Annotated in this window: 12 protein-coding genes; 7 read left to right on the top strand and 5 right to left on the bottom strand. The window is 55.7% G+C overall.

Annotated features, from left to right (window positions below; translation table 11 throughout):
- Window positions 1-210 precede the first annotated feature (210 nt).
- Window positions 211-1,119 carry a fructokinase gene (gene mak / locus WN53_RS14040; RefSeq protein WP_046808085.1) on the top strand — a complete coding sequence of 303 codons (909 nt, stop codon included), beginning with the start codon at window positions 211-213 and terminating at the stop codon, window positions 1,117-1,119.
- Window positions 1,120-1,168: 49 nt separating this feature from the next.
- Here the strand turns inward: mak and licT are convergent, their stop codons facing one another.
- The 3 genes from licT to sbcD all read right to left on the bottom strand — a co-directional run bounded on the left by licT (window position 1,169) and on the right by sbcD (window position 6,710).
- Window positions 1,169-2,026 (bottom strand): BglG family transcription antiterminator LicT, encoded by an 858-nt coding sequence (gene licT / locus WN53_RS14045; RefSeq protein WP_024483904.1) that lies wholly within the window; start codon window positions 2,024-2,026, stop codon window positions 1,169-1,171.
- 206 nt (window positions 2,027-2,232) lie between these two features.
- Window positions 2,233-5,484 carry an exonuclease subunit SbcC gene (gene sbcC, locus WN53_RS14050; RefSeq protein ID WP_024483905.1) on the bottom strand — a complete coding sequence of 1,084 codons (3,252 nt, stop codon included), beginning with the start codon at window positions 5,482-5,484 and terminating at the stop codon, window positions 2,233-2,235.
- Window positions 5,481-6,710 carry an exonuclease subunit SbcD gene (gene sbcD, locus WN53_RS14055; protein ID WP_024483906.1) on the bottom strand — a complete coding sequence of 410 codons (1,230 nt, stop codon included), beginning with the start codon at window positions 6,708-6,710 and terminating at the stop codon, window positions 5,481-5,483. The genes sbcC and sbcD overlap by 4 nt, the downstream gene beginning before the upstream one ends.
- 224 nt (window positions 6,711-6,934) lie before the next feature.
- On the opposite strand from sbcD, the gene phoB reads away from it, so the two are divergent.
- The 6 genes from phoB (at window position 6,935) to proY (ending at window position 14,498) form a co-directional block, all read left to right on the top strand.
- Window positions 6,935-7,624: a phosphate response regulator transcription factor PhoB gene (gene phoB / locus WN53_RS14060; RefSeq protein ID WP_021180214.1), complete on the top strand. Its 690-nt coding sequence runs from the start codon at window positions 6,935-6,937 to the stop codon at window positions 7,622-7,624.
- Window positions 7,625-7,648: 24 nt separating this feature from the next.
- Window positions 7,649-8,965 carry a phosphate regulon sensor histidine kinase PhoR gene (gene phoR / locus WN53_RS14065; protein WP_024483907.1) on the top strand — a complete coding sequence of 439 codons (1,317 nt, stop codon included), beginning with the start codon at window positions 7,649-7,651 and terminating at the stop codon, window positions 8,963-8,965.
- A 13-nt stretch (window positions 8,966-8,978) separates the two neighbouring features.
- Window positions 8,979-9,917, top strand: a complete 939-nt coding sequence (locus tag WN53_RS14070) for a PstS family phosphate ABC transporter substrate-binding protein (RefSeq protein WP_024483908.1) — start codon at window positions 8,979-8,981, stop codon at window positions 9,915-9,917.
- Between the two features lie 188 nt (window positions 9,918-10,105).
- Complete coding sequence (locus WN53_RS14075) at window positions 10,106-11,209, top strand: cobalamin-independent methionine synthase II family protein (protein WP_024483909.1); 1,104 nt, start codon at window positions 10,106-10,108, stop codon at window positions 11,207-11,209.
- Window positions 11,210-11,707: 498 nt separating this feature from the next.
- Complete coding sequence (gene brnQ / locus WN53_RS14080; protein ID WP_024483910.1) at window positions 11,708-13,027, top strand: branched-chain amino acid transport system II carrier protein; 1,320 nt, start codon at window positions 11,708-11,710, stop codon at window positions 13,025-13,027.
- A 73-nt stretch (window positions 13,028-13,100) separates the two neighbouring features.
- The gene (gene proY, locus WN53_RS14085) at window positions 13,101-14,498 is read left to right on the top strand and encodes a proline-specific permease ProY (protein ID WP_024483911.1); all 1,398 of its coding nucleotides are present in this window, start codon (window positions 13,101-13,103) and stop codon (window positions 14,496-14,498) included.
- 227 nt (window positions 14,499-14,725) lie between these two features.
- Here the strand turns inward: proY and WN53_RS14090 are convergent, their stop codons facing one another.
- Window positions 14,726-15,001 (bottom strand): hypothetical protein, encoded by a 276-nt coding sequence (locus tag WN53_RS14090; protein ID WP_024483912.1) that lies wholly within the window; start codon window positions 14,999-15,001, stop codon window positions 14,726-14,728.
- 133 nt (window positions 15,002-15,134) lie between these two features.
- Entirely contained in the window at window positions 15,135-16,400 is a 1,266-nt protein-coding gene (locus WN53_RS14095; RefSeq protein WP_024483913.1) for a mechanosensitive ion channel family protein, read from the bottom strand.
- Window positions 16,401-16,581: the final 181 nt, after the last annotated feature.

The raw sequence follows: 16,581 nt of genomic DNA on the forward strand, positions 1-16,581 counted from the left end.
CACGCAGATTCATCAAAAGCAGGGCGGCATAATAACGAATTGACGCTGAAAAATCGCCTCATTCCCGCTGATTTGCGTCCGCTGCCGCGTTTCACACAGCCAGATAGGGGAATTGCCATTGGCGTCACATTCGGTGAGCGTGGCGTGAGCCGGGCTATGCGCTACACTGGGCGGCAAGTTTGTTGTCGTGCTGAATTGGGGAGAGAAATTGTGCGTATTGGTATCGATCTGGGTGGCACTAAAATTGAAGTGATTGCATTGGCTAACGATGGGGCAGAGCTGTTCCGTCATCGCATTGCCACCCCTCGTCATGATTATCAGCTGACGCTAGAAGCTATCTGCGGGCTGGTGACGCTGGCGGAGGAAAAAACCGGCCAGCAAGGCTCGGTGGGCGTGGGGATCCCCGGGACGCTGTCGCCCTTTACCGGCCTGGTAAAAAATGCCAACTCCACCTGGCTGAATGGTCAGCCGATGGATAAAGATCTTTCTGCCATGCTGCAACGCGAAGTGCGGCTAGCCAACGATGCCAACTGCCTGGCGGTATCGGAAGCCACCGATGGAGCCGCTGCCGGGAAAAAAACCGTGTTTGCGGTGATCATTGGCACCGGTTGTGGGGCTGGAGTTGCGATAAACGGCCAGGTGCATGCCGGGGGCAACGGCATTTCCGGCGAGTGGGGGCACAACCCGTTGCCGTGGCTGGATGAAGACGAACTGCGTTTTCGCGCCGAGGTGCCCTGTTACTGTGGTAAGCCTGGCTGTATTGAAACCTTTATCTCCGGGACCGGTTTCGCTACCGATTATGCGCGGCTGAGTGGTCAGGCGCTAAAAGGTCACGAAATTATGGCGCTGGCTGCACAACAGGATGCGGTGGCAGAGTTAGCTGTTAAGCGTTACGAAATGCGGCTGGCGAAGTCTCTGGCTCACGTGATCAATCTGTTTGATCCCGATGTGATCGTCCTGGGCGGCGGCATGAGCAACGTGGAGCGGCTGTATCAAACGGTGCCGTCACTGGTGAAACCTTGGGTATTTGGTGGCGAGTGCGAAACTCCGATCCGCAAGGCAATACATGGTGATTCCAGCGGTGTGCGCGGCGCCGCCTGGCTATGGCCTCAGGTGTAACCAACCTTCGTAGGGGCGCAGCATGCTGCGCCCGTTGTGAGCCCTTGTCTCACTCCTTAGGTGTGTAATCCTTTTCGCTTTCGCTGCGTACTCGCTCGATATGGATGGTCAGAAACAGCATCTCTTCGCTGGTCAACTGGTGCTGGTAGCTCTTCTCGATGTGCTGGTTGATCTTGCCGGCACAGGCGAATGACTCACGGTATTTCTCCTTCACTACCTGATACAGCGAATCGTCCTCGCTGTTGACGTAATTCTTGCCTAACAGGCGCTGGGCAAAGAATTTCAGGTGGGTGACAAAGCGATGGTAGCTGAGCGATTCCTCGTTGTAGTCAAAACGGAAATGGTATTTGACGATATTGAGGATCTCCTGCATCACACGGGTGATATGCAGGGTGTTGTGCATTTCGTCATTGAGCTGCGCGTTGACCAGGTGCAAGGCGATAAAGCCAGCCTCGTCTTCCGGCAACGTAGTTTCCAGACGCTGGGCGATGATGGTCAGCGCCTCAAGCCCGATGGCAAACTCGTTTGGATAGAGTTTCTTGATCTCCCACAGCAGTGCGTTCTTGATATCCAGCCCCTGCGCATGGCGTTGCAGCGCAAAATGGATATGGTCGGTCAGCGTGATGTAGACAATGTTATGCAGTTTCCCCGGCAGCCGCTCGCGGGCGAGGGTGATGATCTTGTCTGCGGTGGTCACACACGCCAGCGGGATCTCCGCCAGCAGTTCTTTGTAGCGTTCGCTCATTTCGCCACTGTTGAGGGTGAACACCTTTTCAATCAGGCTTTCATCCACACTTTCCCCGGCTTTCTTTTGAAAGCCAATGCCACGCCCCATAACCACCGTTTCTTCCTGATGGTCATTCAGCGTAATCACTACGTTATTATTGAGTATTTTAGCGATTTTCATGGCTATTCCCGGCCCGCTGAAAACGAAAAAACCCGACGTCCGGGAGCGATCCCGAAGGTCAGGTTTTGCCTGTATGCACAGTGACAATCCTGTAATAATTATCATGATAACCGTTGTCGGCTTTGGCTCAATGCTTTTCAGCCTGTACTGTCGCCGTGATCACACTTCTGGCCGTAGTTACCTCTTGACGTAAACCTCTGTCACGGTCATTCGATGCGAAACTGAGCGTCCAGTCGACTGACCCCCAGCCCATTGACCTTTTTCACCTTAATCTGTACCGGGATGCGCTCCTTCATTGCCTCCACGTGGCTGATCACGCCGATGGTTTTGCCGGTGGCGTTAAGGCTGTCCAAGGCATCTAGCGCGGTGTCCAGCGTCTCGGCGTCCAGCGTGCCGAAGCCCTCGTCCAGGAACAGCGAATCGATGCTGGTCTTGTGGCTGACCAGATCGGACAAGGCCAGCGCTAGCGCCAGACTCACCAGGAAGCTTTCACCGCCGGAAAGGGTGCGGGTATCGCGCAGGGCATCGGCCTGCCAGGTATCCACCACCTGTAGCTCCAGCGCATCACTGGTTTTGCGTTGCAACAGATAGCGCCCGTGCAGGCGGCCAAGCTGGTTGTTGGCCAGGTACACCAGATGATCCAGGGTCAGGCCCTGAGCGAATTTGCGGAACTTGTCGCCCTCTTTGGAGCCGATAAGCTGGTTGAGCAGGCTCCAGTCGTCATACTGCTGTTGGCTTTGGGCGATCTGTTCGAACAGGGACTGTTGATTGAGGCGGCGCTCGGCATCGCTGCTCAGTTGGTTGCGCACCTCGCCCTGACGCAGCTGTAGTGTTTTCAGCCGCTCTGCCAGTTCGCTGAGCGCGGTGGTGAGTTGCTCAATATTGGCCTGGGTTTCATCCAGATCTGCAGGGCGCTCCAGACGGTGCTGCTCCAGAGCCTGTACGGCCTGCGCCAACAGCGTTGTGGCCCGCACCTGACGCTCCTGCAACTGCTCTTTGTGCTGCTGTAAGCGCTGGCGTTCGTCGTCATCCAGTAGCGCGGCGTTGAATGCGGCCTCATCGTCGAAGGTGCTGCTGGCCAAGGCCTGCTGCCACTGTTGCTCGGCCTGTTGCCCCCGTTCGGCTTGCTGTTGCTGCTGTTGCTGCAAACCGACCCATTGACCAGCCAGACGATCGCGCTGCTCTTGGGCTTTGTGCAATCGCTCCGTAGCCTGCTGCAAGGCGTTCTCTGCGGCGATTTGTGCCGTGCGCAATTGCTCGCGGGCTTCAGCCACCGTTCTCTCACCAAACAACGCGGTGCGTTCGTTACGCTGTGCCAGCAGCTGAGTTTCATTCGTCAGGCACTGCTGTTGCCAGTGTGCCAATTGGCGCTGGGTTTCCTGCTGGTTTTTCTGCAGCAGATCAAAGCGTTCATTCAGCCGCGCCGTTTCCTGTTGCGAACTCTGCTGTTCAGTTTGCAGGGCATTCAGGGCATCCTTCGCAAGCTGTACGGATTTGGCGAGCCGTTCGTGTTGCAACAGAAGCTGCTGAGCGGCCTGCTCTTCACTATCGCAAGCCTCCAGCCAGGCGGTTAACCGGGCGCTGTCTTGCAGCGTAAAGTCGAAGGCCAAGGGGGCGCTGAGGGTCTGCCAGCTTTGTAGATGGTTTTCCTGCTGCTCAAGTTCCTGGTTCAACTGCGTTTGCAGCCGTTGCTGCTGCTCTTTCAGGCTTTCACTGCGTGCGCGCAGCTCTGTCCCTTGAGTGTGCAGTTCTTCGGTTTGGGTGCGTAACTGGGCGACGCGCTGTTCCGTTTCTGACGGTTTGACAGCCTGATATTGCTCGATCGCCGGATGGTGCGTGGAGCCGCACAGCGGGCAGGGAGCATCGGTTTGCAGCCGCGCCCGTTCGGCTTCCAGACTGACGATGCGCTTTTCCAGTTCGAGCGTCTTCTCAACGTCTGTCAGGTGCGCTTTTTGCTGTTTATACTGCTGGCGCACCGCATCGAGTTGAGTTTCTACTTCGGTCAGCTGTTTTTGTCGCGTAGTGAATTCGAGCCGCTGCTGCTCAAGGCGTTGCTGGTTCTGCTGGAACAGTAAGGCCAGTTTTGACAACTGCTGGCGAACCGGGCGCAAGCCACTCAGTTCGGCCTGGCGGTGACGCAGTTTCTCCAGTGGGGATTGCGCCTCTAACGTGATTTGCTGCTGGAGTTGGCTATCCAACGCCGCCGTGAGTTCAAGCTGCCTGGTCTGATATTGACCCGCCAGGGTAGCCAGTTGGCCGCGTCTTTCGGTGAGTTGTTCCAGCGTGCGCCGCAGCTCTTCGCTCTGCCGCTGGCTCTCCGCAAGCTGTTTACGCGCTTCTGCCAGTTGGTTTTGCAACTGAGCAATCTGATGATCGAGCGGCAACACCTTGTCATCCATCAGCGTCTGCTGCTGTTGCTGATGTTCCGCCTGGGCTTGCCTGGCCTTTTGCGCCTGCTCCAACTGCTGTTGTAACGGGGTCAGTTCGGCCAATTGCCGCTCTTGCTGCTGAGCCAACTGTTCGATCTGTTGCTGCAATGCTAAACGATCCCGCTGACAACGATTACGCTCATTGAGCAACGGGCGCAGTTTCTCGGCAGGCTCACTGCGGGCTAACCGTTGCAACTGCGGTTCGGCCAGTTGAAACTCCTGTTGCACGCCAGCCAGTTGTTGCTGGTATTCCTGAGTCTGTTGCTGGGTGGTTTGCCAGCGTTGCAGCCAGCTCAGCTGATGTTGTTGCCGTTGTGATTGTTGGTTGAGAAGCTGCTCTTCAGTACCGAGTTCGTTGAGCTGGCTTTCCAGCGCCTGACGTTGCTCATCATTGAGCAGTTCAATCCCGCTGGCACGGTGATGCAAAGCGTCCAGATCGCTTTTCGCCTGTTTGTGCTGTTCGAATACCTGTGCCGACAGCCGCCCATAAATCTCGGTGCCGGTCAGTTCTTCCAGCAGTTCGGCACGTTCGTTGGCCTTGGCGTTCAGGAAGGCGGCAAACTGGCCCTGCGACAGCATCATCGATTTGGTGAAGCGGCCAAAATCCAGCCCGGTGATCGCGGCAATCAGCTCTTTTTTATCGGAAATTTTATCCGCAAGGATTTTGCCGTCTGCCCGCAGTGCCAGCTCCACCTTGGGAGCCTGCAGGTTGCCGTCCGGATCGTTTTTCGCCCGGCGTTGGCTCCAGAAGGCGCGATAGCCGACACCTTTGACCTCAAACTCCACCTCGGCCAGCGATTCGGCGGTGTGGCGGGTCATCAATTCGTTCTGGCTGGCGCTGACTTCCAGCCGCGGCGTCTGGTGATAGAGAGCCAGACAGATGGCATCCAGCAGGGTGGTTTTACCCGCGCCGGTGGGGCCGGTGATGGCAAACAGGCCGTTGCTGGCGAAGGGTTCCGCCGTGAAGTCGATTTTCCACTCGCCCTGTAGCGAGTTCAGGTTTTTCAGCCTTAGGCTCAGGATCTTCATGCGGATGGCTCCTCTTGGTGATGCAAGGTTTCTACCACCTGCTGGAACATCTGCCGCATCTGCTGTTGGCGCGGTTCGGCCATCTCGGCTTCCAACGCCAACCGGCGCTCGAAGACTTCGCCCACGCTTAATTCATTCAGGGTTTCTTTATCCTGCTGGGCAAGGGTCTGGTTACGTTGCTCTTTACTGCGCCGCAGCAACACCACTTCAACCGGTAAATCTTCCGCCAACTGTTGGATGCGGCGTTGAATATCGCTGAGGTAATCTTGGGTGGCCACTTCGATATCCAACCAAACCGGAAGTTCGCCGTGATAATCGGCAAACTGCTGTAATTGGGCCTCGATTTGCTGCAAATCACCCTTGATCAGCTGCATGGGCTGGAAGGTGGGGATCTCCAATGGCGCGATCTGTTGCAGCGCACCGTCGGCAAAATCGACCATAAACACGCTTTTGGCTTTGCCTAACTCGTCAAAACTCAGTGGGATTGGCGAGCCGCTGTAGCGGATATGCTCGGACTTGGCGACGTTCTGCGCGCGATGGATATGCCCCAACGCAATGTAATCGGCAGGGGGGAACGCCTGGGCTGGAAAGGCATCCAGCGTGCCGATATAGATATCCCGTACCGAATCCGAGGTGGTGACGCCCACGGTGGTTAAGTGGCCAGTGGCGACGATCGGCAGTGGCAAACCCAACGCATCGCGGCGCGCACAAGCTGCCTGATACAGGGTTTGGTAATGCACGGCGATGGCTTCTTGCAGAGCCTGCTGCTTTTGGTTGCCAGACTCACCGGCGCGGCTGGTGAGCAGATCCCGTGGGCGCAGGAACGGAATGGCGCAAAGTACCGCACCAGGTTGGCCATCAAGCTGGTTGAGCACCACGATCTGCTGCTCCAGCTCGCTTTGCGCGTTGGCAATCACGGTGGTATTCAGGCAGGAAAGCAGCTCACGCGATTCGTTCAGCGTGGCCACGGAGTCATGGTTGCCGCCCAGCACCACCAGTTGGCAGCCGGTGCGTTGCAGTTCCACCACAAACCGGTTGTATAGTTCGCGGGCGTAGCTGGGTGGGGAGCCGGTATCGAACAGATCGCCTGCGACGATAAGCGCATCCACCTGATGCTGTTCCACCTGTTCGATCAGCCAACGTAAGAAGGCCTGATGCTCGGCGGCGCGGCTTTTGGTGAAAAAGTACTGGCCCAAATGCCAGTCGGAGGTATGGATCAGGCGCATAAAACTCCCAGGGCGACAACATAATGGCGACGATTATAAAGGGGGGGATCTCTCCTGTCGTGGCTCAATCAAGCAGGGAGCCGAATGATTTTTGTTTGCCGTCAGAAATAATCGCTATGCTTACTGCGTTCGATCGGGCTTTTTTTTCATAAAACTGTCACAAAACTGACGCATAATGGCGACCGCAATCAACTGAGATCGCTAACACATTGGCAGGATTGACGATGGCAAGACGCATACTGGTGGTGGAAGACGAAGCGCCGATCCGTGAGATGGTGTGCTTTGTGTTGGAACAGAATGGTTACCAACCGTTGGAAGCCGAGGATTATGACAGTGCCGTTACGCGCCTGTCTGAGCCGTTCCCTGATTTGGTGTTACTGGACTGGATGTTACCGGGTGGTTCCGGCATTCAGTTTATCAAGCATATGAAGCGTGAGGCGATGACCCGGGATATCCCGGTAATGATGCTGACCGCGCGCGGTGAAGAAGAAGATCGGGTACGTGGCCTGGAAGTTGGTGCAGATGATTACATCACCAAACCTTTCTCGCCCAAGGAGCTGGTGGCACGTATCAAGGCGGTAATGCGCCGTATTTCACCAATGGCAGTAGAAGAAGTGATTGAAATGCAGGGGCTAAGCCTGGATCCTTCTTCACACCGGGTGATGGCCAATGAGCAGGCGCTGGAGATGGGGCCGACCGAGTTCAAACTGCTGCACTTCTTTATGACTCATCCGGAGCGTGTTTATAGCCGCGAACAGTTGCTTAATCACGTCTGGGGCACTAACGTTTATGTGGAAGACCGCACCGTTGATGTGCATATCCGCCGGCTGCGTAAGGCGCTGGAGACCAGTGGTCATGACAAGATGGTTCAAACCGTTCGCGGCACCGGTTATCGGTTCTCAACGCGCTACTGATCGCACAGCGCTGGAGAGGTTACCGTGCTAGAACGTTTATCGTGGAAGAGGCTGGCGCTGGAGCTGGCCCTTTTTTGCCTGCCCGCCTTATTGCTGGGGCTGATTTTCGGTTATCTGCCCTGGTTGCTGTTGGTTTCGGTGCTGGCCGCGCTGGCCTGGAACTTCTATAACCAACTCAAACTTTCCCACTGGCTGTGGGTGGATCGCAGCATGACGCCGCCGCCGGGCCGCTGGAGCTGGGAGCCGCTATTCTATGGCCTGTATCAGATGCAGCAGCGTAACCGTCGCCGCCGCCGTGAGCTGGCGTTGTTGATCAAACGCTTTCGCAGCGGGGCCGAATCCTTACCGGATGCGGTGGTGATGACCACCGTTGAGGGCAATATCTTCTGGTGTAACGGCCTGGCACAGCATCTGCTGGGCTTTCGCTGGCCGGAAGATAACGGCCAACACATTCTCAACCTGCTGCGCTATCCGGAATTCAGCCATTATCTGCAACAGCAAGAATTTACCCGGCCGCTGACGCTACAGCTGAATAACGAACACTTCGTCGAATTCCGTATCATGCCCTATTCCGAAGGCCAACTGCTGATGGTGGCCCGTGATGTGACACAGATGCGCCAACTGGAAGGGGCCAGACGCAACTTCTTCGCCAACGTCAGCCATGAGCTGCGTACGCCGCTAACGGTGCTGCAAGGCTACCTGGAGATGATGAGCGATGAAGAGCTGGATGGTTCGCTGCGTGGCAAAGCCTTGGGCACCATGCAAGAGCAGACCAAACGCATGGATGGGCTGGTAAAGCAATTGCTTACGCTCTCCAGGATCGAGGCCGCGCCAAACGTGGATATGAACGAGAAGGTGGATATTCCGTTAATGCTGCGGGTATTGCAGCGTGAAGCGCAATCGCTCAGCGGCGGTAATCATCAGATCAATTTCCGGGTGAATGAAAATCTGCAGGTGTTCGGTAACGAGGATCAACTGCGCAGCGCGGTTTCCAATCTGGTGTACAACGCCGTCAACCATACTCCGGCGGGTACCAACATCGAAGTGAGCTGGCAGCAGACGCCGCAGGGGGCCCAGTTCCAGGTCAGCGATAACGGACCGGGCATTGGTGCCGAACATATCCCACGCTTGACCGAGCGTTTCTATCGCGTGGATAAAGCACGTTCGCGCCAGACAGGCGGCAGCGGGCTCGGCTTGGCCATCGTGAAGCATGCGCTCAGCCATCATGATTCACGATTGGAGATCCTCAGCGAGCCAGGCATCGGCACCCGTTTTATCTTTACCTTGCCTAACCGGTTGATTGTTCCCGCGGCTTTAGCAGAGAATGCGGTGAAAAATTAACAGGTCGCCCGCCATGAATCGATTTATCCAAGCTTTGCTGCTTTGCCTACTGTTGTCGGTTGGCCGCGGGGCCGTGGCTGCTCCGGACGGCATGCTTTCCGGTAACCTGTCCAGCGTAGGTTCCGACACCCTGGCCAACCTGATGGCGCTGTGGGGGCAGGATTTCAGCCGGCACTATCCCAACGTGAACCTGCAACTGCAGGCTGCCGGTTCCTCAACGGCACCCACCGCATTAGCGGCTGGTGCGGCGCAGCTTGGGCCAATGAGCCGACCAATGAAGGCGGCGGAGGTGTCGGCGTTTGAGCAACGCTATGGCTATGCGCCGCTGGCGGTACCGGTCGCGGTTGATGCGCTGGTGGTGCTGGTGCATCAGGACAATCCCCTACCTGGGTTGAATCTGCAACAGTTGGATCAAATCTTTTCCGCGACTCGTCGCTGCGGGGAAAACACGCCAATTAACCGCTGGGGAGAGCTGGGGCTGCAGGGCAGTTGGCAGCAGCGTGCCTTGCAACGCTTTGGCCGCAATTCCGCCTCGGGTACCTATGGGTATTTCAAACTGCGTGCGTTATGCGGTGGCGATTTTATGGCGCGGGTGAATGAACTGCCGGGGTCGGCCTCGGTGGTGCAGGCGGTGGCCGGATCGTTAAACGGCATTGGCTATGCCAGCATCGGCTTTCGTGCCAGCGGGGTGCGGCTATTGCCCCTGGCAGAAACGGGCGATCGTTTTATTGAACCTAGCGAAACCAACGTGCGTAACGGTAGCTATCCGTTGGCGCGCTATCTGTATATCTACATCAACAAAGCTCCCAATCAGCCGCTGGAACCCCTGACGGCGGCATTCCTTGACCGTGTACTGTCTGCTCAGGGGCAGGATCTGGTTAATCACGACGGTTATTTGCCGCTACCGCCGGATACGCTGCGCAAAACCCGCACGCTCTTGGGGCTGGATTAGTCCGGCCAACTTGAATTTCATTCAACACCCATGAAAATTTCTCCATTGCCGGGTGACCGGTGACATGAAAGGATGCACTCAAGCAGTGTAGACGTCTGGATGTCCATTTGTAACCCAGCGTAATAATTCAACTTGTCAATGATTGGAACTGATGGCGGCTAGCCCTCAGTGCATCATCGGAGCAGAATATGTCCAAAGCCAGCCATGCCTTTCACGCCGACGTTGTCGGTAGCCTGTTGCGCCCTGCGGCGCTGAAAACGGCCCGTCAGCAGTTCCAGAATGGTGAGATCGACGCGGCTCAGCTGCGCGCAGTAGAAAACGAGCAAATCCGCCATATTGTCGGCAAACAGCAGGAGATCGGCTTACAGGTCGTGACCGATGGCGAGTTCCGTCGTGCCTGGTGGCACTTCGACTTCCTTGAGGGGCTTGATGGTGTAGAAGGCTACGAGGTGGAGCAGGGCATTCAGTTTAACGGAGTGCAAACCAAGGCCCGCAGCATCAAGGTGACCGGCAAACTGGGCTTTAGCAACCATCCGATGCTGGAGGATTTTCGTTTCCTGAAAAGCGTAGCCGGTGATGCTGTGCCGAAGATGACCATCCCGAGCCCGAGCGTGCTGCATTTCCGCGGTGGCCGTCAGGCGATCGACCCGCAGGTTTACCCGGAGCTGGATTGCTACTTTGACGATCTGGCACAAACCTACCGCGATGCGATCAAAGCCTTTTACGACGCTGGCTGCCGCTACCTGCAGCTTGACGATACCGTCTGGGCCTATCTGTGCTCCGACGATCAGAAGCGCCAGATCCGTGAGCGGGGTGAAGATCCCGAGCAATTGGCCCGTACCTACGCAGAGGTGCTGAATAAAGCCATCGCCGGGAAACCGGATGATTTGACCATTGGTCTGCACGTTTGCCGTGGTAATTTCCGTTCCACCTGGATCTCGGAAGGGGGTTATGAGCCAGTGGCGGAAATCCTGTTTGGCCAGGTCAATGTTGATGCCTTCTTCCTGGAATATGATAACGAACGATCTGGCGGTTTTGAGCCACTGCGTTTTATCAGGCCGGGCAAGCAGCAGGTGGTGCTAGGGTTGATCACCACCAAGACCGGTGAGCTGGAAGATCCGGCGGTGGTGCAACAACGCATCAAGGAAGCAACGCAGTTCGTCGATATTAAACAGCTCTGCCTGAGCACGCAGTGTGGCTTTGCCTCTACCGAAGAAGGCAACAGCCTGAGTGAGCAGCAGCAGTGGGATAAGCTACGTAGCGTGGTCAATATCGCAGCATCGGTCTGGTAAGCGCCTCTAAAATGAGCACATGACACGCGTTCAACGTCTGGTTATTGGTGTTTTCACGCATCGTGTAACCATTTGTTTCACATTTCGTGAGTGATGTGCTCAAAAATAATACAAATCATGTAGTGCATATTTATTGATAACCCCTATGTTCGACTGGATGAGAGATATTATCTGGACGATCACTCTGCTTTCCGTCCTGCGTATTGCCTTTTGGCACTATAAACGTTTAACTATCCCCCTATTGCCGGACTAAACCTCCATTTTCCCTAGCTTTCTTCGGTGCTTGCGACCAGGAATTCAGCAGGGAAAAAACGTCTAAAAATCTGCTCGTCATCATGAGTATTCGCCTTTATCAAGGTCAGACGCTGCTATTGCGTGCTGTCTGTTGCCTATGAGTATCACGATGAGAGAGCAGGCCGGCAACCGAACCGAAGTGGGGGCACTTTTGCCACCATGCTTATCGGCAATTTTTTATTTCAACAGGCAGCACAACAGATTATGAGTCATCGTTTAGCGTCAAAAGATATTCTGGCTTTGGGTTTTATGACCTTTGCCTTATTCGTCGGAGCCGGGAACATCATCTTCCCGCCGATGGTCGGTTTGCAGTCTGGCGAACACGTCTGGACTGCGGCAATTGGTTTTCTGATCACCGCCGTGGGTCTACCGGTGTTGACCGTGATTGCTCTTGCCCGCGTTGGCGGCGGCGTTGATGCATTAAGCTCACCTATTGGCCGTAGTGCCGGTTTGATGCTCGCAACGGTGTGCTATTTGGCCGTTGGCCCGCTGTTTGCCACCCCGCGTACCGCGACCGTTTCCTTTGAAGTGGGTATTGCGCCGTTGACCGGTGACGGTCCCCTGCCGCTGTTTATCTATAGCCTGGTCTATTTTGCGCTGGTGATAGGCATCTCGCTCTATCCGGGCCGCCTGCTTGATACCGTGGGTCATATTCTGGCTCCGTTGAAGATTGTGGCGTTGGCTGTGCTGGGTATTGCCGCAGTGATGTGGCCTGCAGGAGCGCCAATCCCTGCGGTGGATGCCTACCAAACCGTGCCGTTCTCTTCCGGTTTTGTTAACGGCTATCTGACGATGGATACGCTGGGTGCCATGGTGTTCGGCATCGTTATCGTTAACGCTGCACGTTCTCGTGGGGTGAAGGACGCAGGCCTGCTGACCCGTTATACCATCTTGGCCGGTTTGATCGCCGGTGTGGGCCTGACGCTGGTCTACCTGAGCCTGTTCAAGCTGGGTTCCGGCAGCGGCGTGCTGACGCCGGATGCCACTAATGGCGCGGTAGTGCTGCATGCCTACGTGCAAAATACCTTCGGCGGCCTGGGCAGCTTCTTCCTGGCGGCGCTGATCTTCATCGCCTGTATGGTGACCGCTGTGGGCCTGACCTGCGCCTGTGCGGAGTTCTTCGAGCAGTACCTGCCGTTCTCTTACAAAACGCTGGTATTCATTCTCGGCCTGTTCTCAATGGTGGTGTCCAACCTTGGCCTGAGCCACCTGATCCAGATTTCGATCCCGGTGCTGACCGCGATCTATCCGCCTTGCATCGTGCTGGTGCTGCTGAGTTTCACCCTGCGTTGGTGGAATAGTGCATCACGTATTGTTGCGCCGGTGATGTTAGTCAGCCTGTTGTTTGGTATCCTTGATGCGGTGAAAGCGTCCAACTTCCAGCATTTGATGCCAGAATGGACCAATCACCTGCCGCTGGCGGCGCAGGGGCTGGCATGGTTGCCACCTTCGCTGCTGATGCTGGTACTGGTCGCAATTTATGATCGGGTTTTTGCACGCAGCCAAGTGACTGCTCACCCTTAAACCTACGGTCTGAATTTTAGGCCACGGACTTGTCCGTGGCTTTTTTACGTTTAAATTAAGACGGGTCATTTTCATGCAACAACAGTCACCCACCGCAGCTCCAGCCAATAAGCTCAAACGTGGCCTCAGCACGCGTCACATTCGTTTTATGGCCCTGGGTTCGGCCATTGGTACCGGTCTGTTTTACGGCTCCGCAGAGGCCATCAGAATGGCTGGCCCCAGCGTCCTGCTGGCTTACCTGATCGGCGGTATCATTGCCTTTATCATCATGCGTGCGCTGGGCGAAATGTCGGTGAATAACCCGCAGGCCAGCTCGTTCTCGCGCTATGCCCAGGATTATCTCGGCCCGATGGCCGGCTACATTACCGGCTGGACCTACTGCTTTGAGATCCTGATCGTCGCCATTGCCGATGTGACGGCCTTCGGCATCTACATGGGCGTCTGGTTCCCGGAAGTGCCGCATTGGATCTGGGTGTTGAGCGTGGTGCTGATTATCGGTGCCATCAACCTGATGAGCGTGAAAGTGTTCGGTGAACTGGAGTTCTGGTTCTCGTTCTTCAAGGTGGCGACCATTATTATCATGATCGTCGCCGGTATCGGCATCATCGTCTGGGGCATCGGCAACGGGGGGCAACCGACCGGGATACACAACCTGTGGGTCAACGGTGGCTTCTTCAGTAACGGCTTTATCGGTATGATCCTGTCGCTACAGCTGGTGATGTTTGCCTACGGTGGGATTGAAATCATTGGCATTACCGCCGGTGAAGCCAAAGATCCCAAAGTGTCGATCCCTAAGGCCATCAACTCGGTGCCTTGGCGTATCCTGGTGTTCTACGTCGGGACGCTGTTCGTCATCATGTCCATCTATCCGTGGAACCAGGTGGGGACCAACGGTAGCCCGTTTGTGCTGACTTTCCAGCATATGGGGATCACCATTGCGGCGGGTATCCTTAACTTCGTGGTGATCACCGCGTCACTGTCGGCGATTAACAGCGACGTGTTCGGCGTTGGCCGTATGATGCATGGCCTGGCAGAGCAGGGGCACGCCCCGCAGGTATTCAGCAAAATCTCCAAACGCGGCATTCCGTGGGTGACGGTGGTAGTGATGATGGCGGCCATGCTGATCGCCGTGTATCTCAACTACATCATGCCGGAAAGCGTGTTCCTGGTGATTGCCTCACTGGCGACCTTTGCCACCGTGTGGGTGTGGATCATGATCCTGTTCTCGCAGATCGCTTTCCGCCGTAGTTTGAGCAAAGACCAGGTCAGCAAGCTGGCGTTCCCACTGCGCGGCGGGGTATTCACTTCGGTGGTTGCCATCATCTTCCTGGTGTTTATTATCGGCCTGATCGGTTACTTCCCAACGACGCGGATTTCCCTGTATGCCGGGCTGGTGTGGGTCGTGGTGCTGTTGTTGGGTTACTACATCAAGGTTAACCGCCAGAAAAAGCGAGCTGTACTGACGGAGTAGGATTGCCCCTCACCCCAACCCTCTCCCACAGGGAGAGGGAGCTGCCCGGAGCACTTGGTTGGTTTGTGCTGCTTCGGAAAGTGGGGAGTAAAGGTATTACGCTGAAAAATCAGCGAGTCCTCTCATCCAAGGTGCATCACCGTATTTTCAGGCCCACTCGATCGGTCCCCTCTCCCTGTGGGAGAGGGTTAGGGTGAGGGGCATAATATTGAAGCTAATGTTTCTCACTACCGTATTAATTTGTTTTCCTCTTCCGTATCGCCATCACCGGCGGCCCTGACCTCCATCACCAGATTACTTTCGCATAATCGCTCTTCCTTCCCTTCTCGGCCACAGCGCGCCAGTACTTCACGAATATCCATCATACTGCTGCTCAAGGCACAGAGCGCCGGTTGCAATGTGCGGCTCATCTGGCTTTCATCTAGCGTGGCGCTATGCAGATAGCCAGCAAACATCAGCGTGGCCAATAGGGTAATCAGACGGTGTTTTGACGATGTTAACAAGATGCCTGCTCCGAACGATAAAATGACGTGTGCGTATTAATAGCCATTCGGCGGCAGAAAGAAAGTCAGAGGAGATATCTGTTGGCAATCGGTTGAAGATAATTACCAACAGAAATAATTTCGTCAGGTTACGTTAGGGATTGTTGGGCGCGGGCTGCAGGTTTGCCAGCATGCTGCGCATGTCGTTGCTGCTTGGCGTCTGATGGATGCGCAGATCGAATTCACCGATCACCGCCAGCAGATGATCGAAGATATCCGATTGAATTCCTTCGTACTCTGCCCACACCGTGGTGTTGGTAAAGGCGTAAATCTCCAGCGGTAACCCTTCCGGCGTTGGGGCCAATTGGCGCACCATCAGCGTCATATTCTGGTGGATCCCCGGGTGCGAACGTAAATAAGCCACCAGATAGGCGCGCAAAGTACCAACGTTGGTCAGGCGGCGGCCGTTGAGCGGCGAGCTGAGATCCACCTCGCTCTGCTGGTTGTACTTACCCAGCTCCTGGGTTTTATCGTTCAGATAGCGTTGCAACAGGGGGTTGCGATTGAGGCGTTCTTGCTCCTCTGACGTCAGGAAGTGGACGCTGGTGGTGTCGATATTGATGCTGCGCTTGATGCGGCGGCCACCGGATTCAGACATCGAACGCCAGTTCTTGAACGAATCTGAGATCAGCGCGTAGGTGGGAATGGTGGTGACGGTGTTGTCCCAGTTTCTGACCTTGACCGTGGTCAGGCCGATATCGGTGACCGCGCCGTCGGCACCGTATTTAGGCATCTCCAGCCAATCGCCGATTTTCAACATATCGTTGGCGGAAAGCTGGATCCCGGCGACCAGGCCGAGAATGGGATCTTTAAACACCAACATCAAGACGGCCGTCATGGCACCCAAACCGCTGAGTAACAGCAGCGGTGAACGGCCCATCAGCAGTGAGATGATCATGATGCCGATGAAAATGGCGGCGACCAGTTTCACCCCCTGGAAGATGCCACGCAGCGGGAGCTGATTGGCAAGCGGGCTTTGGCGCATCAGAGTCAACAGCGTGTCGAGCAGTGAGAACAACGTCAGCAGGGAGAATAACAGGATCCACACCTGCGCCGCCGTAACGATAATTGCCTGAGTCTGGCTGCCATTATGCAGCCACAGCACCGCCTGCACGTTGATGATCACCCCTTGCAGCAGTAGGGCGGCACGCTGGAAGAGTTTATGTTGGGTGATAGCCTGCTGCCAGAGACGTTGTGAGTGCTGGCCACGGCGCTGGATAGCCGTCAGCACCACGCGGTGCAGCACCAGATGGATCACCACGGAAATCAGTGCAATCAGCCCAAGCACCATTGCCAGTGACATCATGTCGGTGAATTCCAGCCCAATACTTTCCAGCCATTGCCTTATTTGTTGTTGCATGCTCGCTCCCTCCAAAGTACTTAAAAAACATCCAATAAATCTAAAACCCGTTAGCCTAAAGGTTATCGGGCATGATATGTGTCTGTTTACCCACTTTTACATTGTAAATCAGCATCTCCACCCCTCGGCTCATCCCCGAGTTTATCACTGAGAGAGGAGGGAGAACGGTGCTCAACGTGGC

The organism is Serratia fonticola (genome assembly GCF_001006005.1).
Classification (GTDB): domain Bacteria; phylum Pseudomonadota; class Gammaproteobacteria; order Enterobacterales; family Enterobacteriaceae; genus Chania; species Chania fonticola.

What these genes read in the sequence shown, in the direction of transcription:
- licT (WP_024483904.1), bottom strand. Translation starts at nt 2,026, where the DNA reads ATGAAAATCGCTAAAATACTCAATAATAACGTAGTGATTACGCTGAAT.
- sbcC (WP_024483905.1), bottom strand. Translation starts at nt 5,484, where the DNA reads ATGAAGATCCTGAGCCTAAGGCTGAAAAACCTGAACTCGCTACAGGGC.
- sbcD (WP_024483906.1), bottom strand. Translation starts at nt 6,710, where the DNA reads ATGCGCCTGATCCATACCTCCGACTGGCATTTGGGCCAGTACTTTTTC.
- phoB (WP_021180214.1), top strand. Translation starts at nt 6,935, where the DNA reads ATGGCAAGACGCATACTGGTGGTGGAAGACGAAGCGCCGATCCGTGAG.
- WN53_RS14070 (WP_024483908.1), top strand. Translation starts at nt 8,979, where the DNA reads ATGAATCGATTTATCCAAGCTTTGCTGCTTTGCCTACTGTTGTCGGTT.
- WN53_RS14075 (WP_024483909.1), top strand. Translation starts at nt 10,106, where the DNA reads ATGTCCAAAGCCAGCCATGCCTTTCACGCCGACGTTGTCGGTAGCCTG.
- brnQ (WP_024483910.1), top strand. Translation starts at nt 11,708, where the DNA reads ATGAGTCATCGTTTAGCGTCAAAAGATATTCTGGCTTTGGGTTTTATG.
- proY (WP_024483911.1), top strand. Translation starts at nt 13,101, where the DNA reads ATGCAACAACAGTCACCCACCGCAGCTCCAGCCAATAAGCTCAAACGT.
- WN53_RS14095 (WP_024483913.1), bottom strand. Translation starts at nt 16,400, where the DNA reads ATGCAACAACAAATAAGGCAATGGCTGGAAAGTATTGGGCTGGAATTC.